The sequence below is a fragment of the Flagellimonas lutaonensis genome (assembly GCF_000963865.1).
Taxonomy (GTDB): domain Bacteria; phylum Bacteroidota; class Bacteroidia; order Flavobacteriales; family Flavobacteriaceae; genus Flagellimonas_A; species Flagellimonas_A lutaonensis.
Genome location: NZ_CP011071.1, coordinates 2182514 through 2207644, shown reverse-complemented (window position 1 = coordinate 2207644; position 25131 = coordinate 2182514). Strand labels below are relative to the sequence as shown.

The 25131-nt window shown below is 44.8% G+C and carries 24 protein-coding genes and 1 riboswitch; of the genes, 3 read left to right on the top strand and 21 right to left on the bottom strand.

The features are described 5' to 3' along the window. The first annotated feature begins 74 nt into the window (after nt 1-74). Nucleotides 75-515 carry a hypothetical protein gene (locus tag VC82_RS10300; RefSeq protein ID WP_045802300.1) on the top strand — a complete coding sequence of 147 codons (441 nt, stop codon included), beginning with the start codon at nt 75-77 and terminating at the stop codon, nt 513-515. 75 nt (nt 516-590) lie between these two features. Here the strand turns inward: VC82_RS10300 and VC82_RS10295 are convergent, their stop codons facing one another. Then, a complete protein-coding gene (locus VC82_RS10295; protein ID WP_045802299.1) occupies nt 591-1265 on the bottom strand; it encodes a head GIN domain-containing protein in 675 nt (224 codons plus the stop codon). 106 nt (nt 1266-1371) lie between these two features. Between VC82_RS10295 and VC82_RS10290 the strand changes: the two genes are divergently transcribed. Next, entirely contained in the window at nt 1372-1953 is a 582-nt protein-coding gene (locus tag VC82_RS10290) for a hypothetical protein (protein WP_045802298.1), read from the top strand. A 21-nt stretch (nt 1954-1974) separates the two neighbouring features. Here VC82_RS10290 and VC82_RS10285 read toward each other — a convergent pair whose 3' ends face one another. The 4 genes from VC82_RS10285 to VC82_RS10270 form a co-directional block, all read right to left on the bottom strand. Continuing rightward, the gene (locus VC82_RS10285; RefSeq protein WP_045802297.1) at nt 1975-3057 is read right to left on the bottom strand and encodes a bifunctional 3-deoxy-7-phosphoheptulonate synthase/chorismate mutase type II; all 1083 of its coding nucleotides are present in this window, start codon (nt 3055-3057) and stop codon (nt 1975-1977) included. Between the two features lie 135 nt (nt 3058-3192). Continuing rightward, entirely contained in the window at nt 3193-4059 is an 867-nt protein-coding gene (locus tag VC82_RS10280; protein WP_045802296.1) for a prephenate dehydrogenase, read from the bottom strand. A 33-nt stretch (nt 4060-4092) separates the two neighbouring features. Next, a complete protein-coding gene (locus VC82_RS10275) occupies nt 4093-5238 on the bottom strand; it encodes a pyridoxal phosphate-dependent aminotransferase (RefSeq protein ID WP_045802295.1) in 1146 nt (381 codons plus the stop codon). Continuing rightward, on the bottom strand, nt 5235-6065 hold the full coding sequence (locus tag VC82_RS10270; RefSeq protein WP_045803384.1) for a prephenate dehydratase: 831 nt from the start codon (nt 6063-6065) through the stop codon (nt 5235-5237). The genes VC82_RS10275 and VC82_RS10270 overlap by 4 nt, the downstream gene beginning before the upstream one ends. Before the next feature lie 585 nt (nt 6066-6650). On the opposite strand from VC82_RS10270, the gene gldA reads away from it, so the two are divergent. Continuing rightward, nucleotides 6651-7544: a gliding motility-associated ABC transporter ATP-binding subunit GldA gene (gene gldA, locus VC82_RS10265; RefSeq protein WP_045802294.1), complete on the top strand. Its 894-nt coding sequence runs from the start codon at nt 6651-6653 to the stop codon at nt 7542-7544. Here gldA and VC82_RS10260 read toward each other — a convergent pair. The 16 genes from VC82_RS10260 to VC82_RS10185 all read right to left on the bottom strand — a co-directional run bounded on the left by VC82_RS10260 (nt 7541) and on the right by VC82_RS10185 (nt 25085). Beyond that, the gene (locus VC82_RS10260; RefSeq protein ID WP_045802293.1) at nt 7541-8149 is read right to left on the bottom strand and encodes a MarR family winged helix-turn-helix transcriptional regulator; all 609 of its coding nucleotides are present in this window, start codon (nt 8147-8149) and stop codon (nt 7541-7543) included. The genes gldA and VC82_RS10260 overlap by 4 nt on opposite strands. A gap of 219 nt (nt 8150-8368) precedes the next feature. Beyond that, entirely contained in the window at nt 8369-8515 is a 147-nt protein-coding gene (locus tag VC82_RS15925) for a hypothetical protein (protein WP_313777696.1), read from the bottom strand. Between the two features lie 101 nt (nt 8516-8616). Beyond that, entirely contained in the window at nt 8617-9651 is a 1035-nt protein-coding gene (locus VC82_RS10250; RefSeq protein WP_245615884.1) for a serine hydrolase domain-containing protein, read from the bottom strand. A 178-nt stretch (nt 9652-9829) separates the two neighbouring features. After that, on the bottom strand, nt 9830-10630 hold the full coding sequence (locus VC82_RS10245) for a head GIN domain-containing protein (protein WP_045802291.1): 801 nt from the start codon (nt 10628-10630) through the stop codon (nt 9830-9832). A 20-nt stretch (nt 10631-10650) separates the two neighbouring features. After that, nucleotides 10651-11751: an acyloxyacyl hydrolase gene (locus VC82_RS10240; RefSeq protein ID WP_045802290.1), complete on the bottom strand. Its 1101-nt coding sequence runs from the start codon at nt 11749-11751 to the stop codon at nt 10651-10653. 112 nt (nt 11752-11863) lie between these two features. Continuing rightward, nucleotides 11864-12817 (bottom strand): methylenetetrahydrofolate reductase [NAD(P)H], encoded by a 954-nt coding sequence (metF, locus tag VC82_RS10235; protein ID WP_045802289.1) that lies wholly within the window; start codon nt 12815-12817, stop codon nt 11864-11866. A gap of 76 nt (nt 12818-12893) precedes the next feature. Further along, entirely contained in the window at nt 12894-15632 is a 2739-nt protein-coding gene (metH, locus tag VC82_RS10230; protein ID WP_045802288.1) for a methionine synthase, read from the bottom strand. A 32-nt stretch (nt 15633-15664) separates the two neighbouring features. Beyond that, entirely contained in the window at nt 15665-16672 is a 1008-nt protein-coding gene (locus VC82_RS10225; RefSeq protein ID WP_045802287.1) for a homocysteine S-methyltransferase family protein, read from the bottom strand. A 203-nt stretch (nt 16673-16875) separates the two neighbouring features. Beyond that, nucleotides 16876-17016, bottom strand: a riboswitch (SAM riboswitch). A 133-nt stretch (nt 17017-17149) separates the two neighbouring features. Next, nucleotides 17150-18211: an NAD(P)/FAD-dependent oxidoreductase gene (locus VC82_RS10220; protein WP_045802286.1), complete on the bottom strand. Its 1062-nt coding sequence runs from the start codon at nt 18209-18211 to the stop codon at nt 17150-17152. A 14-nt stretch (nt 18212-18225) separates the two neighbouring features. Then, on the bottom strand, nt 18226-18804 hold the full coding sequence (locus VC82_RS10215; protein WP_045802285.1) for a precorrin-2 dehydrogenase/sirohydrochlorin ferrochelatase family protein: 579 nt from the start codon (nt 18802-18804) through the stop codon (nt 18226-18228). Next, the gene (gene cobA, locus VC82_RS10210) at nt 18804-19607 is read right to left on the bottom strand and encodes a uroporphyrinogen-III C-methyltransferase (RefSeq protein ID WP_045802284.1); all 804 of its coding nucleotides are present in this window, start codon (nt 19605-19607) and stop codon (nt 18804-18806) included. Before cobA ends, VC82_RS10215 begins: the two co-directional genes overlap by 1 nt. A gap of 4 nt (nt 19608-19611) precedes the next feature. Next, the gene (locus VC82_RS10205) at nt 19612-21702 is read right to left on the bottom strand and encodes a HEPN domain-containing protein (RefSeq protein ID WP_045802283.1); all 2091 of its coding nucleotides are present in this window, start codon (nt 21700-21702) and stop codon (nt 19612-19614) included. Nucleotides 21703-21778: 76 nt separating this feature from the next. After that, a complete protein-coding gene (locus tag VC82_RS10200; protein WP_045802282.1) occupies nt 21779-23026 on the bottom strand; it encodes a sulfate adenylyltransferase subunit 1 in 1248 nt (415 codons plus the stop codon). A gap of 112 nt (nt 23027-23138) precedes the next feature. Next, a complete protein-coding gene (gene cysD, locus VC82_RS10195) occupies nt 23139-24077 on the bottom strand; it encodes a sulfate adenylyltransferase subunit CysD (RefSeq protein WP_417935068.1) in 939 nt (312 codons plus the stop codon). A 109-nt stretch (nt 24078-24186) separates the two neighbouring features. Further along, entirely contained in the window at nt 24187-24810 is a 624-nt protein-coding gene (locus VC82_RS10190) for a phosphoadenosine phosphosulfate reductase domain-containing protein (RefSeq protein WP_045803382.1), read from the bottom strand. 11 nt (nt 24811-24821) lie between these two features. Beyond that, a complete protein-coding gene (locus VC82_RS10185) occupies nt 24822-25085 on the bottom strand; it encodes a DUF2061 domain-containing protein (RefSeq protein ID WP_045802281.1) in 264 nt (87 codons plus the stop codon). Nucleotides 25086-25131: the final 46 nt, after the last annotated feature.

Sequence of the window (25131 nt, the reverse complement as noted above, 5' to 3'; positions counted from 1 at the left end):
GCAAAGAAACAATTTTCTTTTCTTACAAATTCGCTTTAACATTGGTACATCTTAACAACAAACACAAATCAAGTATGAAAAAAATCATTTTTATCGCACTTTTGGCCTTGGCCGCAACCTTTGACCTAAGTGCGCAACAGTATAAGGTGGTTACCAGTGTGGAGTCTATTGTACCCAACGGACTTGGGCGATCACGAATTGTCAACGCCTTGGAAGACAAGGATTATAGAGAATATACCAGCGTACAGACCGAAGAAGACAACACACGGAACAAATCAAAACGAGGCGAAATCAGGGTCAAGAATTTTGAGGAAACCAAACTTTTGAATTTTTACAATCTGGGTGGTATCCGTTTTCAGAACATTGCAGCCAACGATGCATTGATCACTTCAATGATCAATACCATGATAGCGGACGGTTGGAGCTTGGAGTTTGTGGTAAGCGCCGTCGAAAGTGAAGGTGGTAAAGGCGATGGCCAAGGTATTTTTATTACCAGATATTTTTTTAAAAAATAATTGTTACCATATCCCTGAAATCAAAAGGCCCCGCTACATATGCGGGGCTTTTTACGTAAAATGTCGTTATTATGTTCAATCCACTATTCTGATCCTGCCCCCAACAAAAGTGCTTTTATTCACCTCTTTCGGTTGGCCATAGACGGTTACATCACCCCCGGCCTTCACATCAATGTCAATACGTTCTGAGGCAAACACTTCTGCCTCACCACCTGCCGATATCTTTACTTCTGAATTAGAGGTTTTGAGATTTCGACCATCAAAAACACCACCGGTGTTCAACACAATCGATTGGTTTTTCGCCAAGCCCGATGCCTCGATGACACCCCCTGTAACGGCTTTAATATCGACATCGTCAACATCCATACCAATTTTTATCTGGGCACCTTCTTGGGCGCGAAGTTCAATCCTTTTTTTCTGCTCCAATTCGTTACAGGTGATTTTGGCCCCTTCATTGCCATCAATAACGTTCAAATTGGTATAGTACACCTCGATGAATGTATCTTCTCCCTGAAACTTTTTCTCCAACTGCATGCGCAATTTCAACACCCCATCTTTGTTGACCCATTTGATGTCGTCCACATTACGCCCCTTGATCGATATTCTATTCTCGTCTGATTGAATCAGGTTGACCTCAATCAAATCGAACACCTTGATTTCGTTGAACTCACCTACTTCGGTATCAATGGTGCGCTGTGAAAAAGCTGACAAGGTTGCCAAGGCAATACAAAAGGCAATGATGGTCTTCATAATAGTGTTTTTTAGTTTTTTGAAAGATGAAAGATAAACTGAATTGTTACACTATTTCTTTAACTATTGGCATATTTCTTGATTCACAAAACATAAACAGACCGCCATGAGAAAATATTTGCTGCTCTTTTTGTTCATGCCTGCTCTTGCCTTCGCTCAATTTAAGCCAACAGATTCAGAAATCGGCATCTATTTTGAAGACACTGGCGAACAAATATATGCGAGCGTTCTTGGTGGCCATACGTTTGCAAAAACCCCTCTGGCAATCTTCACTTTCGGTTTGATTGCCCAAGAAAGGATTCCTTTTTTGTTATCGGCCGAAGCTTCCCAAAAGACCGAAAATCCTGTTTTCATTTTTCAAATGGACAGACATCTGGTCGATGATACCACAGTTCAATTTCCTGGAAGAAGTTTCAGGGGTGCAACATCGCCCAAAGAATTCTTGTTACTTGAGTTAAATGCCAAAAGCAACAAGAATAGACGACATATTTTAAAAGAAAAAAATGCATGGGGCACCCGCATCGTTGCAAACAGTATTCCGTTTACCTTTGAGCAAGTTCAAGAAAACGTATTTGTGGTCACCCCACTTCAAAAACTTGAAAAAGGCGAATACTGTTTTGTTCACCAAGATATCTTGAATACTGAATTTTTTTCTGATTTCATGTTTTTTGATTTTTCAGTACGGTAATGAAACCCTTGCAGCTTGACACTAGGCGTTGATGATCTTCTCTTGATGGTTGATGGATTCTTGGTGGATGGCCTTGAACATACGCAAAACGAATTCTTCGCTCAAGCCCCGTTGCTCGCCCTCTAAAATCATGTTGCCCAAGATGCTGTTCCAACGGTTGGTCTGCAGTACGGCCACATTGCGTTTTTTCTTCAATTCACCGATACCATCAGATACTTTCATTCGTTTTCCCAACAGCTCGATGAGCTGGTTGTCAAGCACATCTATTTGGGCCCTCAAATTCGCCAACTGTGCGTTGTATTCGGCCTCTTCATCAGTTTCTTTTCTCATTTTAAGGTCCTTGAACATTTGTTTTAAAACTGAAGGGGTCACTTGCTGGGCCGCATCACTCCATGCATTGTCCGGGTCATGGTGTGTCTCGATCATGAGTCCGTCGAAATTAAGATCTAGGGCGGTCTGCGAAACATCAAATACCATGTCACGCTTACCGGTGATATGGCTCGGATCATTGATCAAAGGCAAATCTGGGAAGCGGGTCTGCAATTCAATGGCCATTTGCCATTCTGGAATATTACGGTATTTGGTCTTCTCATAGGTGGAAAAACCGCGGTGAATAACTCCTAACTTTTTGATGTTGGCCGAATGCAAACGCTCAACTGCCCCAAGCCACAAGGATAAATCAGGATTTACCGGATTTTTTATCAATACCACTTTATCGGTACCTTCCAATGCGTCGGCTATTTCTTGCACGATAAAAGGGCTCACCGTCGAGCGCGCCCCAATCCAAAGCATATCTATGTCATGCTCCAAGGCCAAATCGACATGTGCTCTATTGGCCACCTCTGTAGCCGTTTTAAGACCTGTTTCGGCTTTTACCTTCTGTAGCCATTTTAAGCCTATGGCCCCTACCCCTTCAAAGTTTCCAGGTCTTGTGCGGGGTTTCCATATGCCTGCACGGTAATAGTTTACATCTGAATCTTTAAGCTCATGGGCTATTTTCAGCACCTGCTCCTCGGTTTCGGCACTACACGGGCCCGCAATTACCAATGGATGGGGTAATTGCATATCGTCCAACCATTTCCTCAGATCTTTTGAATTTTCCATTTGTATTGTATGTGTTTCTTAGTTTGTTTCTTTTGTATTGTTTCTCGGCATTGATCTCAGCCCATTCCGTATCAGCTTTTGAACATTCGAACTGACGGCTTGATAAAATTTTCAGAATGTCCCATTTTATATTTGCTATTTCTCATTTCCAACGGGAATTCCTTTTAATATTTCCTTTATCCGGTTTGTATTGTCCATTTCTTGATAGACTTTCTCAAACTCATCGTTTAGCAACAGTTGTTTGAATTCGGTCAGGTTTAGGATATATTCTTCCAAGGTCTCGACCACATTTTCTTTGTTCTGCTCAAAAATGGGCGTCCACATGGCCGGTGAGCTTTTGGCAAGGCGAACCGTGCTCTCAAAGCCACTGCCTGCCATGTCAAAAATATCACGTTCGTTCTTCTCTTTTTCGATTACGGTCTTGCCCAACATAAAAGAGCTTATATGCGACAAATGCGATACGTAGGCAATATGTTTGTCGTGCGCCTCAGGATTCATATAGCGAATGCGCATGCCCAACTGCTGAAACAGTTCAAGAGCCCTTTCTTGCAGTTTAAAGGCTGTTTTTTCCACCTCACAGATAATGTTTGTCTTGCCATCGTACAGGCCTTCCAACGCTGCAGACGGACCCGAAAACTCTGTGCCCGCAATAGGATGGCAGGCCAAAAAGTTTCTTCGCTTCGAATGGTTCTCGACCACCTTGCAGGCCAACGCTTTTGTAGAACCCGCATCGATTACAACACAATCATCGTCGACGGCGTCGAGTATTTTTGGAAGCTCTTGAACCAGTGCATCAACAGGTATGGAAACGATTACCATATCTGCCTTTGACAAATCTTGGTAGGTGGTTGTTCCGTCAATGATTCCAAGTTGTTCGGCCTCATTCAAATGTTCCAGATTCGCATCGATGCCCAAAACCTGTGTTTTAGGCCGCAGCCTTCTGATGTCTTTGGCAAAAGAGCCACCGATCAATCCAATCCCTATGATTACAATATTTTCCATCCCATTAGGTCTCGACTTTGCTTGACCTGACATTTAGTTAAACCTCTTTATTGCTTCCATTATCTTTTCTTCCTTTACACAGAGTGAAAAACGAATATATCCCTCGCCATTTTTGCCAAAAATGGTGCCCGGGGCAATAAAAATGTTCTTGTCGTAAAGAAGATCATCGATATATGCCTCTGAAGACCCCACCCCTTCAGGAAGTTTCGCCCATACAAACATGCCCACTGCATTCGCGTCGTACGAACAGCCCAATTTTTCGATCAACGTAAACAGTAGCTCCCTTCGTTTGGTATAGACTGCATCAAGACTTTCAAACCATTCTTTTCCGCTTTTAAGGGCCGCAATGGCACCTTTCTGTATTCCGTAGAACATTCCTGAGTCCATATTGCTCTTGACCTTTAAAATGGCGCTGATTATATCTGGGCGCCCTAAGACCATGCCCACGCGCCAACCCGCCATGTTAAAGGTTTTGCTCAGTGAGTTCAATTCAATGGCACAGGTTTTGGCCCCTTCAATGGCCAAAATGCTGGTCGGATTTTTTGAGAGGACAAAACTATACGGATTGTCATTTACCAACAGAATATTGTGCCTTTGGGCAAATGCCACCAATTTTTTCAATTGTTCTTCCGAAGCCGTGGCCCCTGTGGGCATATGTGGATAGCTGACCCACATCAATTTTACCCTTGAGAGGTTTTCTTTGGAAAGCGCCTCCAAATCAGGGAACCAACCATTTTCAGACTTCAACCCATACGTCTTGGGCACCGCCTCGACCAATTTGGTCACCGCGGCATAGGTAGGATACCCCGGATCTGGAATCAGCACCTCATCACCCTTGTTCAAAAAGGCCATACTGATATGCATAATGCCCTCTTTGGAGCCCATCAAGGGCAGCACCTCATTTTCAGGGTCTACGCGAACGCCAAACTTTTGCTTATAAAAATCGGCGATTGCCACACGAAGTGCCGGCAAGCCCTGATAGCTTTGGTACTGATGTGCGCCTGTATCCGTAATGGCCTCTTTTAAGGTATCCATTACAATGGGTGAAGGTGCCAAATCCGGGCTACCAATACCCATATTGATGATAGGTCGGCCTTCCGAAATCAATTGCCTGACTTCTCTTAACTTCTTTGAGAAATAGTATTCCTGGACCGTATGTAATCTATCGGCCACTATCATGGTAACAGCGCATTTTTGTATTCACCCAAAACGGTAAAATCTTCCGACATTATTTCCAATAAAGACTTCGCCTTGGCAAAATGATCGTACTGCCCAAAGGTCACATCCACAAAAAAAGCATATTTCCAAGGGGTTTCGATCACTGGCAGCGATTGTATTTTGGTCAAGTTCAGGTTACAATCGCTCATTACGTTCAGAACAGTTGCCAAACTGCCCCGTTTGTGGTCTGTGATAAACCGAAGCGAAGCCTTGTTGATTTCCTCTTTGGGCAACACCTTGTTCTGTTTTTTGATGACAATAAACCGCGTGGCATTATTTTTAATGGTCTGGATCTCTGGCGCGATAATGGTAAGGCCATACAATTCTGCGGCTGCCTTTGGTGCGATCGCCCCAATATGCCTCAGTTGTCCTTCTTGGATTTGTTTGGCCGTTTCTGCAGTATCGACATCCTCTACCAATTTTACATGGGGGTACTGCTTCAAAAAATCCATGCACTGTAGCAATGCCATGGGATGCGACCGTACCTCCTCTAAATCATCAATGGTTTGCCCGTTCAGCACCATTAAATTATGGTGAATGTTCAAATAATGTTCGCCAATAATGTGCAGCTTGTTCTGGCACACCAAATTGTAGTTCGGAATAATGCTGCCGGCAATCGAGTTTTCGATGGCCATTACCCCTTTGTCCGCCGTGCCATTCAGCAAATGGTCGATCATTTTATCAAAAGAAAGGCACTCGACCAATTCAATATTTTGGCCAAAGAATTCTTTGGCCACCTGATGGTGGTTGCTTCCCTTGATTCCCTGTATGGCGATTTTTAAACCCATTTTAAAATTGTTGGGGCCCCGAAACAACACTTCGACAAATTCAGTGTGACAGTTCGAGGTGTTGCATTTTTTTTTAAAAAAGGGCAACAAAAAAGTCCCGATTTTAGGTCGGGACTTCATATGCTTTTATACGTTGCGTATACTAGAACAGTCCCGTACCTCTTCCAAAAAAGAAGTAGAAATAAAAACCGTTCCAGAAATACGTATTTGTCATGTTGCTTGTAATTCTCGGCTAAGATTAGCGTTTCCGTTGAGAAATCAAAGACTTTGGTATGTTTTTTTTGATTCTGGGTCGTTTAGCCCCTATTCTTTAAAGATTTCTTTGTCAAACAATGATTATTTTGTGGATTTAGGATTTTCATTGTTCCAATGCCAATACTTCTACTTGCCCAGTATGACGTATTCGGGCAACGCCGACAAATTGCATCAAATCGTTTTTTTGATTTTGTGTCCAAGGAATTCTGGCTGAACGAGAAAAAACGAGACTGGCCTATTTTTTAGATACTATTTTATCGATGAAAAAAGTATTGATCTAAAATATACAAAACGCCCATAAGCCTTATTTTTGGAATCAAATTCAGTTATATGTCCATCACCGTCAACAACATCACCAAGACCTTCGGTCAGCAAAAAGCATTGAACGAGGTCAGCTTCTCCATTAAAAAAGGGGAAACTGTTGGCTTTCTTGGACCCAACGGGGCCGGCAAGTCGACCATGATGCGCATATTGACCACCTATTACCGAGCCGACGAAGGCTCTGCCGAGGTCAACGGGTTCAATGTGTCAGAAGATGTTGGACAGGTTCAAAAGAGTATCGGGTACCTACCGGAACACAATCCGTTATACCTTGATATGTATGTCAAAGAGTATCTGGGTTTCAATGCCGATGTCTATAAAGTGGCCAAAAGCCGGATAGACGAAATAATTGAATTAACAGGATTAACGCCCGAGGCACACAAAAAGATAGGGCAGCTTTCAAAAGGGTATCGCCAAAGGGTGGGTCTGGCAGCCGCACTGTTGCACGACCCCGAAGTGTTGATCTTGGACGAACCCACCACTGGGCTCGACCCCAACCAACTTATCGAAATCAGAAAATTGATACGTGAGATTGGGAAAGAAAAAACCATTCTACTCTCAACGCACATCATGAAAGAGGTAGAGGCGGTATGCGACAGGGTCATCATTATCAATAAGGGGCAAATCGTGGCCGACAAGAAGTTGAAAGACCTACGCGAAGATTCAGAGCAAATAATTGAAGTGGAGTTCGATTATCGGGTCGAGGAAGTATTGCTGAACAAACTTCCCAACGTGGCCGCTGTTAAAAATACTGCTGGTTTTGTGTACGAAATCACTTTTGACACCTCTAGGGACATGCGCCCCGCCGTTTTCGACTTTGCCCATGACAATAAATTGAAGTGTCTTCAATTAAGTAGGAAGAACAAGAATCTGGAAGCATTGTTCACTGAGTTGACCAACTAAATTGACTTTTCTTCAAATTCAGGGCAATCCAATCGGATTTCACTGTCCATCAACGGTTTTTCGAGCAGGTTGCAATAGTGATTTTCGGTACTCTTTTGATAGAACTTACAGCCGTAGCAGGTGCGCTGTACCGTTAAAATACCCATACGGTTCAGTTGAAAAATCAACTTTGCCAAGATTCTGAAAAGCGCTTCCTTTTCGTTGGTTTTAAGCCCCTCAACCTGCAAGGCCACGGGGTCGTCAAAGTCTTCGGTCTGTTTGACCACCTCATCCCCAAGGCCCGAGAGTAAAATGGTATAAGATCGGTTGTCAGGTGAGGAATAGTCTTTAATGATCATTTTTTTGCTTTCAAGCACCCTGACGGCATCGCTGATGGTAGGTTTGGTGACATTGAACTCTTGTGCCAATAGGCTCACATTGCAGAGCTCGCGCTTGTGGTGTGCCAAAAAAATCAAGATCTGTATCTGAATGGGGCTGAGACCAAAGACCTTTGCCTTGTTCCAAAGCAAGGCCTTATAGGCCTGCGAGATTCGCTCCAAACCCGTACTGATCTTTCTTGAAAGATCATTTTGACGTTGTTCCGAATTATATGCCTTTTTCCCCATAACAAAGTCCCGCTGATGGCGGGACAAAGTAGTTGTCCTAATCAAAACTGAAAATCCTTTTCTTCAATCAACCCTTGAAAAAGCATGAATTATTATAATTTAGGATTCCTTACTTTTATATTCAAAAAAATTAACCTTTTACATCTTCCAGAGAAGCACCATAGTTGATATGAAGTACATTTCCGTTTGGTGCCACTAAAACCGGAACAGATTTAATCTCTATATCTTCAGCTCTTGAAATCTGTGGCCCTGGTCCTTACCTAAATCGACAATATTGACATTTTCTCTGCCCACCAAGTCAATGATGTCGTGTTCTGCACCGACACAAACCGGGCAGCCTGCATGGTAAAAAGTTGCTTTGTTCATTTTTATTACATTTTTAGTTGTTTGCACTATTGTATTGCAAATACAGATAGGATTCCTAATTATAAAAATATAATACTAAGAATATTTGGGTCAAACTCGTGCTAGGCAAGAAATGCCTTATTATTTATGGCTGCATGAATTGCGGAATCAAGCTGATGCTGCACTTTCGGATCCGTACAATTAATCAATAAAGAAACCACCAATCGCTCATCGGGATACACGAAAAAGTTGGTGTAAGCCCCCACACTGCTGCCCACATGGCCTACAAAGGGTCTGACATGGGCGTCTTGGCTTACCTGAAAACCAAGTCCGTAGTAAGTGGGCCTGCCATTTACGATCTGTAGGGCCAAGAGCTCTATATACGTCTCAGGGGCAAGTAGTTTACGCTCTAAAATGGCCTGCCCGAATTGGGCGATGTCATCGCTGGTGGAGAGGTAGCCGCCCCCGGCCAATTTGTAGAAATTGTTGACCTCCACCGCTTTTTTGAAGCCCGTGGCCGTTTTGGTGTAGCTTCGACTTCGCTCAGCTACCGATTTTTTGTCAAATTGATCATTGAGCGGAGTCGAAATGATTTTTTCGGGAAAAGTATTGTTCATTCCCAAAGGGTCAAGGATCTTTTCTTTTACATACCTCTCAAACGGAATACCACTGGCCTCTTGCATGGCCAAAGAGAGCAACACAAAGTCGAAACTGTTGTAGAGATAGCCCTTGCCCGGTTCAAAGACCAAAGGGTCGTTTTTAAAGACCTCGATGCCCCGCTTGATGGAATAGGGTTTGTTCAAGGCAAACTCCTTTCCGCGGTACGCTCTGATTCCGGCAGTGTGCGATGCCAATTGGCGAATCGTGAAATCGTGTTTTTTCTTTGGATAATAGGGTACATATTCATAGAAGGAGGCATCCAAATCGATAAGGCCTTCCTCAACCATCTTTCCCAAAGCAAAACCTGCAATGCACTTTGAAATACTGGCAATCCTAAAAACTGTTTTCTTGGGATCCACGGCGGTCTTGTTTTCCAAATCTGCAAAACCATAGCCTTTTTGAAGCAGGGTTACACCATCCCTTAAAATGGTGACCGCCATACCGGGCACCTTTTTTTCGGCCACAAGATCATGAAAGAGGGCATCTGCCAATTCCAAACCAACTAAGCTCTTTGTCTGATCGGACCTTGAAACGGGATTCCATAATTTTTTGAAAAATGTAAAAAGTGATGCCAAGTATATTGTATTGTCATTTCGAATGTAATGAGAAATCCCTTAGATTCCTCGTCGATTCGATATAATCGAATCTATGTCGAAATGACAAATACATTTTGAATTAATCCCTAAAAATCAAACGGCCATTGAACAGTTCCTCCACCTCGATTTCAGGGGGTCGGTTTATGCTGATCACATTGCCCGTACCACGAATTATGCCCGATAAGCGTTGTTGTGGATTCACAAGCACGTCGTTGGTGCCCCGATGGTTAATTTGTACATTTTCGGCGACCAATCCCTCCCCTTCAATTCTGGTGTCGCCTGCCGCGACCGTTATGTTGAAATCGGTAGTCGTACCCCGCAATTTGAAATAGGCAATGCCATTTACCACAATGGTCACTGTTTCTGAGGCAACTTCCATTTCAAATGATCCATCGGTGGTCTCTGCTTCCGGATTATTGAAACTTTCTGAAACCAACGACAGGCTTGGGTAATTCAGCACCCCGTCACTTGACACCAACAGGCCCGTACTGCTTCGTACCTGCTCGATGTTCGGTGAGGTCACATATACGGTCGAAAGTCCATAATCCCTTATAAAATTACAACTATTGTCATTTCTCAGCACCAATCGGCCATCCTCAACTTCCGCGGATATTTCGTTGAGCAAGAATTCACCAGATTCGATTTCGACTTTTTGCTCGTCGCCCTGCTTGAGCACCAGATTGAGATTTTCAAAGACGGTAATATTTGTAAAGGACGGAACTGCCACCTCAATTCGTTTCAGGTCGCCCGCATTTTGGAAGCAATCAGGGGCGTTTTCTGAGTTGCAGGAAAACAGTAGCAATGTGACCGAAATCCAAAGACTTCGCTTTACCACTGCAAATTCCAAATTCCAAATTCCAAATTCCGAACCGATCAACATTACACTTTTAAACGATAAACCTATAAACGTATTCCAATCCCAAACTCAACGGCCTCTGCTTTGGCGGCATGTGATTTCAATGTGATGGCTCCAAAAACCTTATCACCAAAATAGCGTTTGAGTCCTATTCTGTTGTATGTCCTTCCCTCAAAATCAAAGGGATAGTACACATAATAACCCAACTGGGTGACGATGCTCATTTTGTTGATGAACAGTTCGTGGCCCACAAATAGTCCGACTCTTTTAAAATCGGTATCGGCAGCCACTTCTTCCTCAGGAAAGGAAATACTGCGAAACCGTATCAATTCCTTCAAAAAATTGGAATAGAATAGGTCACCACCGATTTGCAGGGCACTTTTTCGGCCCAAACGCTTGTCGGCATAGGCCGAAAGAATGTAGAAGCCATATCGGCCCGAATTCACCACATCACTTTCGTTTACCCCGCCCCGCAGTACCAGATTATAGCGAATGGGCTCGGTTATTTTTTCCTTTTTTTCAGGTTTCAAATATGCATGCTCCACTCCTCCATCCAAATCGTATGTCAGTCCGAAATTGAGGGCCATGGTATTGGTCGAGGTATTCGGCGCCTTAAAATTGGCGTTTGAATAGTGGACGAGCGAAATACCCGCTTTCAGCCCCAAGCCCGCTACCAAATTTTCTTTGTGATAATTGATCATGGCCATGGTCGTGCTCAGCAGGTGCGTGCCGTAGGCGTTATTTCGAAAATTGGTATTCTTGTCATACGGGTTTGTATTGTAGGCAATGCCCTGGCCAATGCGGAATTGTAAATTACGCTTGAAAAAATAAAAATTGTAGTGGGCATACAGCCCAAAATTCTGCCCCAAGGTCGGGTTGTTCATATTTTGATAGACAAACGAAAAACCGGTGTCGGGATACCCGTATTCAGCTTCCCAATCTTCATGTCCGTAGCGTTTTCGGTTGAAGCCCACAATAATTCCGCCAGGATGTGCCGTGATCAAATGTGAAATATCGGGATTGTGAAGCAAGATACTGCCCTTGAACTGACTAATGTCGAGGGTGTATTTCTTGACTGGCTTTTCCGCTTGGGAAAATCCAAAGAAACATCCGACCAGAAAAAAAATGGGGAGCAAGCGCTTCATGGAGTGTAAAGGTACGTTTGAAGTTTGAAATACAAAGTAAGAAGTCTAAAGTACTAATAGGGAATTGTAAATCTTCAGTACTCCCCTCCTGTGGAGGGGTTGGTGGAGGCCCCTAAAACACGGCTTCGGCAATCGCCTTAATATTGTCCGATTTACCCATCGAATAATAGTGCAGTACGGGCACACCTGCTTTTTTCAGCTCTTTTGATTGCTCGATACACCATTCGATACCCACTTGACGCACCTCTTTATTGTTCTTACAGGCCTCTACGGCATCAACGAGGTCTTGCGGAATATCAACCCTGAACACTTGCGGAAGCAGTTGCAAATGCCTTTTTATCGCAATGGGCTTGATACCGGGAATAATGGGCACCTCGATGCCTATTTTACGAGCGGCCTCGACAAAGTCAAAGAACTTTTGATTGTCAAAAAACATTTGGGTGACCACATAATCGGCTCCCAAATCGACCTTTTGTTTCAACCGCTTCAAATCAGAGTTCATCGATGGTGCTTCCATGTGCTTTTCGGGGTAGCCCGCCACCCCTACACAAAAATCGGCGCAGTTGTCGGTTTCAACAACCTCATGCAGATATTCACCACAATTCAGCCTTTGGATCTGTTTTACAAGATCGGATGCATACCTATGCCCCCCTTTGGTGGGTTCAAAATATTTTTCTTCTTTCATGGCATCGCCCCGAAGTGCCATCACGTTATCGATGCCCAAATAATGACAATCGACCAAGAGATACTCCGTCTCTTCCTTGGTGAATCCACCGCAGAGTACATGGGGCACCGTATCTACATCGTACTTGTGTTTGATAGAAGCGCAAATGCCCAACGTACCCGGTCGCATACGGGTCAGCTTTTTATCCAATAGTCCGTCGCGGTCAATATAGATATATTCTTCTCGTGAGGTGGTCACATCGATAAAGGGTGGCTTGAACTCCATCAGCGGGTCAATATTATCATAGAGTTCTTGAATGCTTTTTCCTTTGACGGGCGGTATAATCTCAAAGGAGAACAATGTTTCGTCTTTCGCCTTTTTTATATGTTCAGTTACCTTCATTTTTCTTCCTCGTCATTCCCATGCAAATGGGAATCTGTTTTTTTATGGTTATCTGCTTTCGCAGGAATGACAATCGTTACTCTTCCAAAATATTCGGTGCAAGCCACTTTTTTGCTTTCTCGATAGTAATTCCCTTGCGTTTTGCAAAATCTTCAACTTGGTCCTTTTTAATTTTTCCCAACCCAAAATATTTGGCCTGTGGGTGGGCAAAATAGTAACCACTTACACTGGCCGCTGGCCACATGGCCAAACTGTCGGTCAATTTCACACCGATGTTTTTCTCAACGTCCAATACCTCCCAAATGGTCAACTTCTCTAAATGGTCAGGACAGGCGGGATACCCAGGTGCTGGACGAATGCCCCTGTATTTTTCATCAATCAGCGCCTCATTGTCTAAATTTTCTTTGTCGTCATAGCCCCAGTATTTCGTGCGCACTTCTTTGTGCAGGTACTCGGCAAATGCCTCGGCCAAACGATCGGCCAATGCCTTGATCATGATGGCATTGTAATCATCATGGTTTTTCTCGAATTCCAAAGCCAATTCTTCGGTGCCGAAACCCGCCGAAACACAAAAACAACCAATATAGTCTTGTATTCCCGTTTCTTTTGGGGCAATGAAATCGGCCAAGGCGATATTGGGTACCCCTGCCCGTTTTTTGAGTTGTTGGCGGAGGGTTCTGAATACCATTTCTTGGGTCGCTTCGACTCTGCTCAGCGACCAATCTTTGCTTTTTTTGGGCCCTGAGCGTAACTGAAGGGCGATGTCATCATCATTGATTGAGTTGGCAGGAAACAACCCAAAAACAGCCTTGCCGTGCAACAATTTTCCATCAAGTACCTTTTCAAGTAGTTTTTGTGCATCATCGAACAACTCAGAAGCCTGCACACCCACAACTTGATCCCTTAAAATGGTTGGATACTTCCCATGCAGATCCCAACTACGGAAAAAAGGTGTCCAGTCGATGAAATTGACCAGTTTTTTCAAATCAAAATCCTCCAAGACCTGAACTCCCAATTGATTGGGCTTTTTGATGTCAGATTCTTTGAAATCGATTCGCAATTTATTTTTTCGGGCTTCCGCAAGAGATAGATATTCTTTTTGCTTGGTGCGATTCAAGAATTTCTCACGGAAACTCTCATAATCCAGTTTAATGGATTTTTTGTACTGCCCTGATGTTTCTTTCTGCAACAAATCACCGACCACCGTTACCGCCCGAGAGGCATCGTTCACGTGCACAACTGCTTGGCTGTAAACCGGGTCTATCTTTACTGCGGTATGGGCCTTGCTCGTGGTTGCTCCCCCTATCAACAAAGGAACTTTGAAATTTTGATGCTCCATTTCCTTGGCCAAAAAGACCATCTCATCAAGGGAGGGAGTAATCAACCCGCTCAGGCCAATGATATCAACATTTTCTTCTTTTGCCTTTTTGGTGATTTTTTCAGGCGGCACCATCACTCCCAAATCCACAATCTCATAATTATTGCAGGCCAAAACCACCGAAACAATGTTTTTACCGATGTCGTGCACATCACCCTTGACCGTGGCCATAAGAATTTTTCCTGCTGGTTTACCAGCTGTGGCATCGGCATTGCTCTTTTTTTCCTCTTCGATAAATGGTTCGAGATAGGCCACCGCCTTTTTCATGACCCGTGCAGATTTCACCACTTGTGGCAGAAACATTTTTCCACTGCCAAACAGGTCGCCCACCACATTCATTCCGGTCATCAAATGGCCTTCGATGACCTCCAATGGTTTTGAGGCTTGTTGTCTAGCTTCTTCGACATCTTCTACAATGAATTGATCAATGCCCTTGACCAAGGCACGGGTGATTCGGTCTTGCAGTGGCTCGTTTCTCCATTGCAAATCGACCTTGTTTTCCCTTGCTTTTCCCTGCACCGTTTCCGCAAATTCCAGCAATCGTTCTGTGGCATCATCTCGACGGTTGAGGATTACATCCTCTACATGCTCCAATAAATCTTTCGGAATGTCATCATAGACTTCCAAAAGGGTCGGATTTACAATGCCCATGTTCATCCCCGCCTTGATGGCATGGTACAGAAAAACAGAGTGCATGGCCTCACGCACAGGATTGTTGCCACGGAATGAAAAGGATACATTACTCACACCCCCGCTCACACTGCAATGGGGAAGGTTTTCACGCACCCATTTCGTGCCCTCGATAAAATCCAACGCATTGCGTTTGTGTTCATCCATGCCCGTGGCCACGGGAAAAATATTGAGGTCAAAGATGATATCCTCTGGCGGGAAACCTACATTGTGGACCAATATTCTGTAAGAACGTTCGGCAATTTCAATGCGACGCTCCAAGTTATCTGCCTGCCCAACCTCATCAAAGGCCATGACAATGACGGCTGCGCCATAGCGTTTTATCAATTTTGCCTGTCGGATGAATTCTTCCTCACCTTCCTTTAAACTGATGGAATTCACCACACACTTGCCCTGCACCACCTGCAGCCCTGCCTCAATGATTTCCCATTTGGAAGAATCTATCATGATGGGCACACGGGCAATGTCGGGTTCGGCGACCACCAAATTCAAGAATTTGACCATGGCTTCCTTACCGTCAATGAGGCCATCATCCATATTGATGTCTATAATTTGGGCCCCACCCTCTACCTGATGCCGAGCGACTTCCAATGCTTCATCATACTTCTCTTCTTTAATGAGACGCAAGAACTTTTTGGAACCTGCCACATTGGTTCGCTCCCCCACATTGATGAAATTGCTTTCGGGAGTGATGACCAAAGGTTCAAGGCCGCTTAGTTTCAGATATCTTTTTTCGTTGTTTTCCATAGATGGATTCCTGCTTTTCATTTCGACTTCGCTCAATGACCAACAGGAATGACAAGTTTTCTTGGTTCGTAATCCTTTACCAATTCAGCAATGGCTATAATATGTTCAGGAGTGGTGCCACAACAGCCTCCCACAATATTCACCAACCCTTTTTCCAAATATTCCTTAATCTGATCGGCCATCTGTTCCGGGGTTTCGTCATATTCACCAAAGGCATTCGGTAGGCCCGCATTGGGGTGGGCCGAAGTAAAAAACTCCGATTTGGCTGAAATCACCTCTAAATGGGGAGTCAACTGTTTGGCTCCCAAAGCACAATTGAAACCAATAGACAGCAATGGAATATGCGATATGGAAATTAAAAATGCCTCTGCCGTTTGACCGGACAAAGTTCTTCCAGAAGCATCGGTTATCGTACCGCTTACCATAATGGGAACCTCAATATTCCGCTCGTCTTTGACTTCTTCAATGGCAAAAAGGGCCGCTTTCGCATTCAATGTATCAAAAACAGTCTCGACCAGAAGAATATCAGCACCGCCATCCAACAAGGCCTCAACTTGCTGCTTATAAGCAATACGCAGTTCTTCGAATGAAATGGCACGAAAACCAGGATCATTCACATCAGGCGACATACTGGCGGTCTTGTTGGTCGGGCCTATGCTGCCTGCCACAAAACGGGGCTTGTTGGGTTCTTTTTTGGTGAATTCGTCCGCCACTTCTTTGGCAATACGCGCCGACTCATAGTTGAGTTCATAGACCAGTTCTTCCATACCATAATCAGCCATGGCAATGGTGGTGCCCGAAAAGGTATTGGTCTCGACAATATCAGCACCTGCCTCAAAATATTGGCGGTGTATCTCGGCAATGGCTTCTGGCTGGGTCAGTGATAATAAGTCATTGTTTCCTTTTAGTGAGGAAGGCCAATCTTTAAAGCGTTCACCGCGAAAGTCTTCCTCAGAAAACGCATAGCGTTGCAACATGGTGCCCATAGCGCCATCCAATACCAAGATTCGTTCTTGCAGTATGTCTTTTATTTTTTTCATAACACCCCTAAAGTCCCCTCAAGGGGACAATAATTAGTTTTTAGCATTAGGGATTGAGGTATTGTCGGAGCTACCCCGATAAAATCGGGGAGCGACTACCGAAAGCCCGACCCTGACCGAACCATTTTCAACGGTGAGCGTCAGGGGAATGCCCTAATCAAATTATATCAAGAAAATATGGAGAAAACCTTGTGGATTGTTTTCGTTATCCTTCCCAATGGTCGGTCTTTGCCGCCAAGAGGTCCCAATTTAAATTTGGGACGGGGTAGAATTTAGCACCTTCTCAAAGTTGAGGGTTGCTAAGGCTTCACAGGGTCTATTCCCTCCACCTTTCTTGATAACTTCAGTCTTTACATGAACTCGGCAACAAAGAAAAGGCCTATACCTTTGAAAAACAAAGAAAGTGCCCATTTTTTCAAAAAAACCTCCTTCGCAGGGAAGGAGGTTCGACCAACTCAAAATAATCTAAACAAAACGCTAGACTATACTTTGCACTACTTCTTTTTTGGCTTCCTTTTTTGAACCATCGAAGCCCTCGACACCGCCCACTGTAGTATATTTCATGACAAATCGTTTACCGGGATTGATGATTTGGTAGGCGTATTGGCACATGACGGCCGCCTCGTGGAAGCCCGATAAAATCAGTTTCAACTTGCCCTCGTAGGTGTTCACGTCGCCAATGGCAAACACCCCGGGGATGTTGGTCTGGTAATCTTTGGCATTGTTCACCTTAATGGCGTTTTTCTCAATTTCAAGCCCCCAATTGCCTATGGGACCGAGTTTTGGCGAAAGTCCGAACAGGGGGATGAAATGGTCGGTCTCCACATAGGTCTCGCCCTTTTCGGAATGGTTGTGCTTGATGACCACAGCCTCTAACTGTCCATCGCCATATAATTTCTTGACCTCTGCCTCGGTGAACAAGCGTATTTTACCCAATTTGGCCAGTTCGGAAGCTTTCTCGACCGAATCCAATGCCCCTCGAAACTCGTTTCTTCGGTGTACCAACGATACTTCGGCCGCGACATTGGTAAGGTAGATGGCCCAATCCAGTGCGGAATCACCGCCACCGGCGATGACGACTTTTTTGTTTCGATAGACTTCAGGGTCTTTGACCATGTAGGCCACGCCCTTATCTTCAAAATCGGCGATGTTTTCAATCAACGGTTTTCGGGGTTCGAAAGAACCGAGTCCGCCCGCGATGACCACCACGGAAGCATGGTGCTTGGTGCCTTTGTTCGTAGTCACGATAAAAGAACCGTCATCTTGTTTTTCCAACATTTCGGCACGCTCGCCGAGTGTAAATCCGGGTTCAAAGGGTTTGATCTGCTCCAACAACCGCTCGACCAAATCGCCTGCCAATATCTCTGGATATGCTGGAATGTCATAAATGGGTTTCTTCGGATAAATCTCAGCACACTGCCCACCTGGTTGTGGAAGTGCATCAATCAAATGGCACTTCAGTTTCAACAATCCCGCCTCGAAAACGGTGAACAATCCGGTTGGGCCCGCGCCCACAATCAATATATCAGTTTTTATCATTTTTTTGCTCTTTTTTATGGTTTTTGAACCAGTTTCTTGGTGATTTTGTTCATTTTTTCCACTTTTTCTTCAAAATCGCCCTTTATCGTTTTCCGGTATTTGTTCAAATTCTTGACCATTTGGTCGATATCTTCAGGAATCACTTCCTCAAAAAATTGGCGCAACCGTTTTGCCGTGGTCGGTGATTTTCCGTTGGTGGAAATGGCCACTTTCACATTGCCCTTGGTCACGATACCACCCATATAGAAATCACAGAGCGGCGGGTTATCGGCCACATTGACCAGAATGTACCGCTCACGGCAATCATGGTATACCTGCTTGTTGACCTTCGGTACATTGGTGGCTGCAATCACGATGTGTCTTCCCTTTAAATATTCTGCGTCATAAAAATCATCTACCATGGCCACATTGTATTCACTTGCCAAAGCGATGGTTGCATCACGAAACTTCGGAGCGACCATGGTTACGTTGGCATCTGGACTCGATTTGGTCAAAAAATGGAGTTTTTCCTCGGCCACATATCCCCCACCCACAATCAAAATGTTCAATTGTGCGGTCTTAAGAAATATCGGATACAGATTATTTCGCTCCACTACATCTTTGCTTTTAAACCTGTCAGGTTTCTTATCTTTTCCCTATGCCTGACCACCTCACCAATCACGATGATGGCGGGATTGGACAACTGCTTTTCTTCGACCTCCTTTTCAATGGAAGCAACCGTACCGACCCCTATTTTTTCATTCTCCGTAGAACCTTCTTGAATAATGGCCACGGGGGTTTCTGACTTGCCCTGTTTTTTGAAAAGTGCCATAATCTCCGACAATTTTGACATGCCCATCAAGATGATGACCGTAGCACTCGATTGGGCGGCAAAAGCCACATCTTTTGATAATTTGTGCTCTTTGGTGGTGCCCGTTATCACCCAAAAACTTTCTGAAGCTCCTCTTTTGGTGACGGGAATGTGCTGCAAGGCCGGAACCGATGTCGCTGAAGAAATACCCGGTACCACAGCAACTTCCAATCTGTGCTGGGCTGCGTATTCCATTTCCTCGGCCCCACGGCCAAAGACAAAGGGGTCGCCCCCTTTCAGCCGCACCACATGCAGGCCTTGTGAAGCTCTTTGCACTATCAATTCATTGATCTGTTCTTGTTGGTAGCGGTAACAACCCTTTCGTTTGCCCACGAAAATATGTTCGGCCTGTGGAGCATACATCAACAAATTGGCATCGACCAGTGCATCGTACAGTACCACATTGGCCGATTGCAATGCCTTGATGCCCTTGATGGTCATCAAGTCAACATTACCAGGGCCTGCGCCTACCACTGTAAGAAGCCCCCCTCCTGTCCCCCCAAAGAGGGGATGATTCTTACTCTGGTGTTTTGAATTGTTTATCATGATGTCAGGCTTCCTGTAATTCGAGTTTCCTGTAGGCTTCCAACTGTTGTAAGACCCATTTGGCATCTTCCAAATAGCTTTTGGCAAATGCCTCGTTCGGTGCTTTTTTGTTCAGTTTCAATACCAATTCCTCAAAAGAATTGGTAAACACAATTTTTCCTGTTTCAATAAACAAGCGGTCAAAATCTTTGATGATGCTTGCATGTGTGTTCGTTTTTGTTTTCTCTGCCGTAAGTAGGGCTTTGGCCGAGTTCACCATCGACTGGTACGAGTAATAGATACTTGCCGCCCATTTTTTTTCTTTCAGGGCCTCCTCCGCATTTTCAATCTTTTCTTGGCTCTCAAAGAACAGGGTAGCCACCAAATCGACGATGACCCCTGCGCATTCGCCGACACCGATTTCCTTCTTGTATTTTTCGGTGTTGCCCCAATCGATAAAATCTTCGGGGGTCAGGTTCTCAATCTCAGAAAGGTGCTTTAATAAGTCATAGAAATAGTGTTCGCCTTTTTCAGCGTAGTACTCCTCGAATCGCTTGTTTTCTCCGTTCGCTTCATAATCATCCAAAATCAAGCGCAGTGCCTGTGGCCCACGCTTACTGGGAACTTTTACCACTTTATCGGCAAATCGCCCTTTGCCATTGCCGAAATTGGCACCGCCCAACAAAACCTGTAGCGCAGGGGCGACCAATTTATCCTTGGTGCGAATGCTCATGCCCTGAAAACCGATATGGGCCATGTTGTGCTGCCCGCAGGCATTCATACACCCGCTAATCTTGATGACCACATCGGGATTGTTGATGTACTGCGGATATTCGGCCTTGATGATACGTTCCAACTCAGCGGCGATGCCCGTACTACTGGCAATACCGAGATTACAGGTATCGGTACCTGGGCAGGCCGTAATGTCAAAGGCCTTGTTGTAGCCTGGTTCGGCAAAGCCAAGTTTTTTCAGTTCTTGATAGAAAAAGGGAACCAGTTCTTCTTTTACATAGGGGATTAAAATATTCTGCCTTAGTGACAAACGGATTTCACCAGCTGCATATCTTTCGACCAGTCTGGCCAATTTGCGTGCCTTGTCAGTATAAAAATCGCCCAACAGCACTTTGATGCCGATGGCGACGTAGCCTTTTTGCTTTTGCGGAACGATGTTGGTGGATTTCCATTGCTCAAAGGCTTCACCATCCTCGATTTTAACTTTTGGAACTTCCGCTTCGGTCACCGATATCTTCGGATAGGTTTCAAAATCAATCGGATAGGTTTTGTGGGGAATCGCTTTTTGCTCTTCCTCCAAAAGTTGTTTGAAGCCCTCCAGACCAATATCCTTCAACAAAAACTTCATACGTGCCTTGGCGCGGCTCTTGCGCTCACCGTAACGGTCGAACACACGAATGACACCTTCCATCAGGGGAATGATTTTATCGAAGGGAAGAAATTCGTACAGCGTATCGGCATGTCGCGGCTGTGAGCCAAGTCCACCGCCCAACATGACCTTAAAGCCTCTCACTCCATTTTTAACCTTTGAGATGAAGCCAAGATCGTGCATATATGAAAGGCCTGTGTCAGCATCGGAAGCCGAGAACGAGACCTTGAACTTTCGGCCCATTTCTTGCCCGATGGGATTGCGAAGGAAGTATTCAAAAACGGCCTGTGCGTAGGGCGACACGTCGAAGGGTTCATCAGGATCAATACCCGCCGTTTCGCTGGCCGTTACATTGCGAACGGTGTTACCGCAGGCCTCGCGAAGCGTAACCTCATCTTTTTCAAGTTGTGCCCAAAGCTCTGGGGTTCGTTCCAAATCGACATAATGAATCTGTATATCTTGACGTGTGGTAATGTGCAACCGTCCTGTGGAATACTCATCGGCCACATCTGCAATGCGCAGCAATTGGTTCGAGCTCACTTTACCATACGGAAGCTTGATGCGTATCATCTGCACCCCCTGCTGTCGTTGGCCGTACACGCCTCTTGCCAGACGTAGGCTGCGGAATTTCTCCTCATCGATGTTTCCCTCTTTGAACAGGCGGATTTTCCTCTCCAATTCAATGATGTCTTTCTCAACAACGGGGTTTTCTATTTCTGTTCTAAAGCTTCGCATTATTCCTATTTTTCCTATCTATTTAATAGGTTTATATAAAAAGATTTCGCAAATTTTCATATCCTCAACAAACGTATTATTCTATGAATCCTACGCCAGCCGTGTTATTGGTTCGTGTATCGATCATAATGAACGAACCGTTCGTGCGATGCTCTTTGAAACGATCGTAAAAAATCGGATTGTTCAAACGCAGACGTAATTTGGCAATATCGTTCATCTCCAATGCATCCACATTTTCTTCCACTCCTGAATAATCTGGGTGAATCTTATGCTCTATGGCATCTACCTTGGCCAATACTTTGTTTACCCCATGCTGTACCACGTACTTGCTTCCAGCGGTGAGATTTTCAGCATCCATCCAGGCAACAGTGGCGGTGAGCTGTTTGTCAATTGTCGGCAAATCACCCACCTTGACCAGCATATCGCCACGGCTTACGTTCACTTCATCTTTCAACGTAATGGTCACCGAAGACCGTCTCGGAGCGGTCTGGTATTCCTCATCATAGAAATAAATATTCTTGATTTTCGATCGGGTCATCGAGGGCAACACGACCACCTCATCGCCCACACTGAGCTCACCGCCATAGACCTTACCCGCAAACCCCCGAAAATCATGGAACTCATCCGTCTTGGGACGAATCACATATTGTACGGGAAATCGGGGTGTACCCTCGTTGTAGATATCTTGTAAATCGATTGCTTCCAAATGCTCTAGCAGCGTTTGCCCTGAATACCACGGGGTGTTTTCAGAACGGTTCACCACATTATCACCTTTGAGAGCACTCACAGGGATAAACGTGATTTTCTGCTCTTGATAATCTCGTTTTGCCATCAACTTTTCAAAATCAGCTTTGATGTCGTTGTAGACTTCTTCAGAAAAACCAACAAGGTCCATTTTATTGATTGCAACGACAAAGTCTTTGATACGCAACAGGTTGTTGATGAAAAAATGCCTGTTGGTCTGCTCAATCACTCCCTTGCGCGCATCAATCAGAATAATGGCCGCCTGAGAGGTAGAAGCACCTGTGACCATGTTTCGGGTATATTCGACATGCCCAGGGGTATCGGCAATGATATAGCTCTTGTTCGCCGTGGAAAAATAGATGTGGGCCACATCGATGGTAATCCCCTGCTCTCGCTCAGCCACCAGTCCATCGGTTGCCAACGAAAAATCAAGGTAATCGTACCCTTTCTGTTTGCTGGTCTTCTCAATGGCTTCCAACTTGTCGTCGGTCAATGATTTGGTATCGTACAGTAATCGCCCGATCAAGGTGCTTTTGCCGTCATCTACACTGCCTGCCGTTGCTATTTTTAGTACTTGCATGGCCTCTCCCCCCGCCCTCTCCAAAGGAGAGGGAGCTGAATGTGTACCGTTAATTAAATTATTTTCAATCATATCATTCGTAGTTTTTATTTCCCCTTTGGGGTTTAGGGGCCTAAAAATATCCTTGTTGTTTTCTTTTTTCCATTGCCGCCTCTGAGCGTTTGTCGTCGATACGTGCACCGCGTTCAGAGATCTTTGAACTCCTGATTTCGGCCACTACCTTGTCGATGGTGTCCGCTGTGGACTCTACCGCCGCCGTACAACTCATATCGCCCACGGTTCGAAAGCGTACCGTACGTTCTTCGACTGCTTCATCTTCGGCCCTAAATACCACATCATCTTCGGCAGACCATATCAGACCATCTCGTAAAAATGTTTTTCGCCTATGGGCAAAGTAAATGGAGGGTATTTCAATATTTTCTTTTTGGATGTAGCTCCAAACGTCCAATTCCGTCCAGTTGCTGATAGGAAACACCCGCACATTTTGACCGTGCTCAATTTGCCCGTTCAGCATATCGAACAATTCGGGGCGCTGGTTTTTTTCATCCCACTGGCCAAAATCGTCACGTACCGAAAAGATACGCTCTTTGGCACGGGCCTTTTCCTCATCGCGGCGTGCACCACCGATACAGGCATCGAACTTGAGCTCTTCAATGGCATCTAACAAGGTGGTGGTCTGCAATATGTTTCGGCTTGCATATTTGCCCGTTTCTTCCACTACTTTTCCTTGGTCGATGGAATCCTGCACCTTTCTCACAATCAATTCCACTCCCAATTCCTCTACCAATCGATCACGAAAGGCTATGGTTTCGGGAAAGTTGTGCCCGGTATCGATGTGCAACAACGGAAAAGGAATCTTTGCTGGCCAAAAGGCCTTTTGCGCCAAGCGTACCAATGTAATGGAATCTTTTCCTCCTGAAAACAGCAATACGGGCCTTTCAAACTGGGCAGCGACCTCTCGAATAATGTAAATGGCCTCATGTTCCAACGCATTGGCCCTTGGCTTGTCAAGCCGCTTTTCAGCTTCAATCGTCTTTATTTCTTCCAAAATTGTGTTCAAATCAAAAATTTAAATTTTTGAAAACCCCTCCGTCCTCCTTCGTCGGACACCTCCCCTTAATCAAGGGGAGGAGCTGAGTCTTCGTATCTAATACTCATTCTTATGTATGCAACCCACACTCCCGGTTTTCAAGCACCTTGGTGGGGTCGAAATAATTGTGTTCGTTGGGTAATTCATATTCTTTCAAATAGGCATCCAATTGGGCATCGTTCCAATAGTAAAACGGACTCACTTTCAACACGCCATCTTTGCTCAAACTGAGAATATCCAAAGAATCACGCAGTGCCGTCTGCCCTTTTCTCAGATTCGTGAACCACACATCGGGTTGGTGCGCTGCCATGGCCCGTCTGAACGGTTCCAGCTTTACCTGTTCCGTAAATTCGGCATGCCGTGGGTCATCAATCTGGGGAATGCCCATCACCACATCGCGGTACGCCACTGTCTGTTTCGGTACGTACAATTTGATGTTCAGCCCCAACCTCGAAATCAGCTCTTCTGCATGCTTGTAGGTGTTGGGCGTGTTATAGCCCGTATCACACCAAATGACGGGTATAGTCGGGTCAACGTCAACCACTGCGTGTAAAATGGCCACTTCATACGGACGAAAATTCGTCGTCACCACCGGCCGTTGACCGTGATTGATGGCCCATGAAATGATTTCTTGGGGAGGAATACCCTTGAATTGGGCATTTAGATTTTCTACCTGCTGTGCTGTCAATGCCATGGCTTGAAGTTTTATTTGCCCCAATTGATGTTGTTCCAAATACGTTCATGAAAAAAGTATAGCACCATTTTGGTAACCAACTCTACCGCCCCTATCGAAAAAGCGAGGGTCAGTGTTCCTGTAATAATCCAAGAGATTATGATGGTGTCGAGAGTGCCGATCACCCGCCAGCTGATAGATTTGACAATACTGCGTACGGGTTTTTCAGAGGATTTATCTTGGGAGTATGATGCCTTTTTTTCTTTGTTGGCCAGTACGATTTGGTCTGCTATCATAGTAAAAAATATTGTCCTATCGATTTAGTAGGAAACAAAAATATAA

What these genes read in the sequence shown, in the direction of transcription:
- VC82_RS10225 (WP_045802287.1), bottom strand. Translation starts at nt 16,672, where the DNA reads ATGAAAAAAATAAAAGACATACTGCAAGAACGAATCTTGGTATTGGAT.
- VC82_RS10285 (WP_045802297.1), bottom strand. Translation starts at nt 3,057, where the DNA reads ATGGAAAATTCAAAAGATCTGAGGAAATGGTTGGACGATATGCAATTA.
- VC82_RS10280 (WP_045802296.1), bottom strand. Translation starts at nt 4,059, where the DNA reads ATGGAAAATATTGTAATCATAGGGATTGGATTGATCGGTGGCTCTTTT.
- VC82_RS10200 (WP_045802282.1), bottom strand. Translation starts at nt 23,026, where the DNA reads ATGCAAGTACTAAAAATAGCAACGGCAGGCAGTGTAGATGACGGCAAA.
- VC82_RS10190 (WP_045803382.1), bottom strand. Translation starts at nt 24,810, where the DNA reads ATGGCATTGACAGCACAGCAGGTAGAAAATCTAAATGCCCAATTCAAG.
- VC82_RS10240 (WP_045802290.1), bottom strand. Translation starts at nt 11,751, where the DNA reads ATGAAGCGCTTGCTCCCCATTTTTTTTCTGGTCGGATGTTTCTTTGGA.
- VC82_RS10295 (WP_045802299.1), bottom strand. Translation starts at nt 1,265, where the DNA reads ATGAAGACCATCATTGCCTTTTGTATTGCCTTGGCAACCTTGTCAGCT.
- VC82_RS10205 (WP_045802283.1), bottom strand. Translation starts at nt 21,702, where the DNA reads ATGCGAAGCTTTAGAACAGAAATAGAAAACCCCGTTGTTGAGAAAGAC.
- cobA (WP_045802284.1), bottom strand. Translation starts at nt 19,607, where the DNA reads ATGATAAACAATTCAAAACACCAGAGTAAGAATCATCCCCTCTTTGGG.
- metF (WP_045802289.1), bottom strand. Translation starts at nt 12,817, where the DNA reads ATGAAGGTAACTGAACATATAAAAAAGGCGAAAGACGAAACATTGTTC.
- VC82_RS10270 (WP_045803384.1), bottom strand. Translation starts at nt 6,065, where the DNA reads ATGGGTTTAAAAATCGCCATACAGGGAATCAAGGGAAGCAACCACCAT.
- VC82_RS10260 (WP_045802293.1), bottom strand. Translation starts at nt 8,149, where the DNA reads ATGGGGAAAAAGGCATATAATTCGGAACAACGTCAAAATGATCTTTCA.
- VC82_RS10245 (WP_045802291.1), bottom strand. Translation starts at nt 10,630, where the DNA reads ATGTTGATCGGTTCGGAATTTGGAATTTGGAATTTGGAATTTGCAGTG.
- VC82_RS10300 (WP_045802300.1), top strand. Translation starts at nt 75, where the DNA reads ATGAAAAAAATCATTTTTATCGCACTTTTGGCCTTGGCCGCAACCTTT.
- VC82_RS10220 (WP_045802286.1), bottom strand. Translation starts at nt 18,211, where the DNA reads ATGATAAAAACTGATATATTGATTGTGGGCGCGGGCCCAACCGGATTG.
- VC82_RS10290 (WP_045802298.1), top strand. Translation starts at nt 1,372, where the DNA reads ATGAGAAAATATTTGCTGCTCTTTTTGTTCATGCCTGCTCTTGCCTTC.
- VC82_RS10275 (WP_045802295.1), bottom strand. Translation starts at nt 5,238, where the DNA reads ATGATAGTGGCCGATAGATTACATACGGTCCAGGAATACTATTTCTCA.
- VC82_RS15925 (WP_313777696.1), bottom strand. Translation starts at nt 8,515, where the DNA reads ATGAACAAAGCAACTTTTTACCATGCAGGCTGCCCGGTTTGTGTCGGT.
- gldA (WP_045802294.1), top strand. Translation starts at nt 6,651, where the DNA reads ATGTCCATCACCGTCAACAACATCACCAAGACCTTCGGTCAGCAAAAA.
- metH (WP_045802288.1), bottom strand. Translation starts at nt 15,632, where the DNA reads ATGGAAAACAACGAAAAAAGATATCTGAAACTAAGCGGCCTTGAACCT.
- VC82_RS10185 (WP_045802281.1), bottom strand. Translation starts at nt 25,085, where the DNA reads ATGATAGCAGACCAAATCGTACTGGCCAACAAAGAAAAAAAGGCATCA.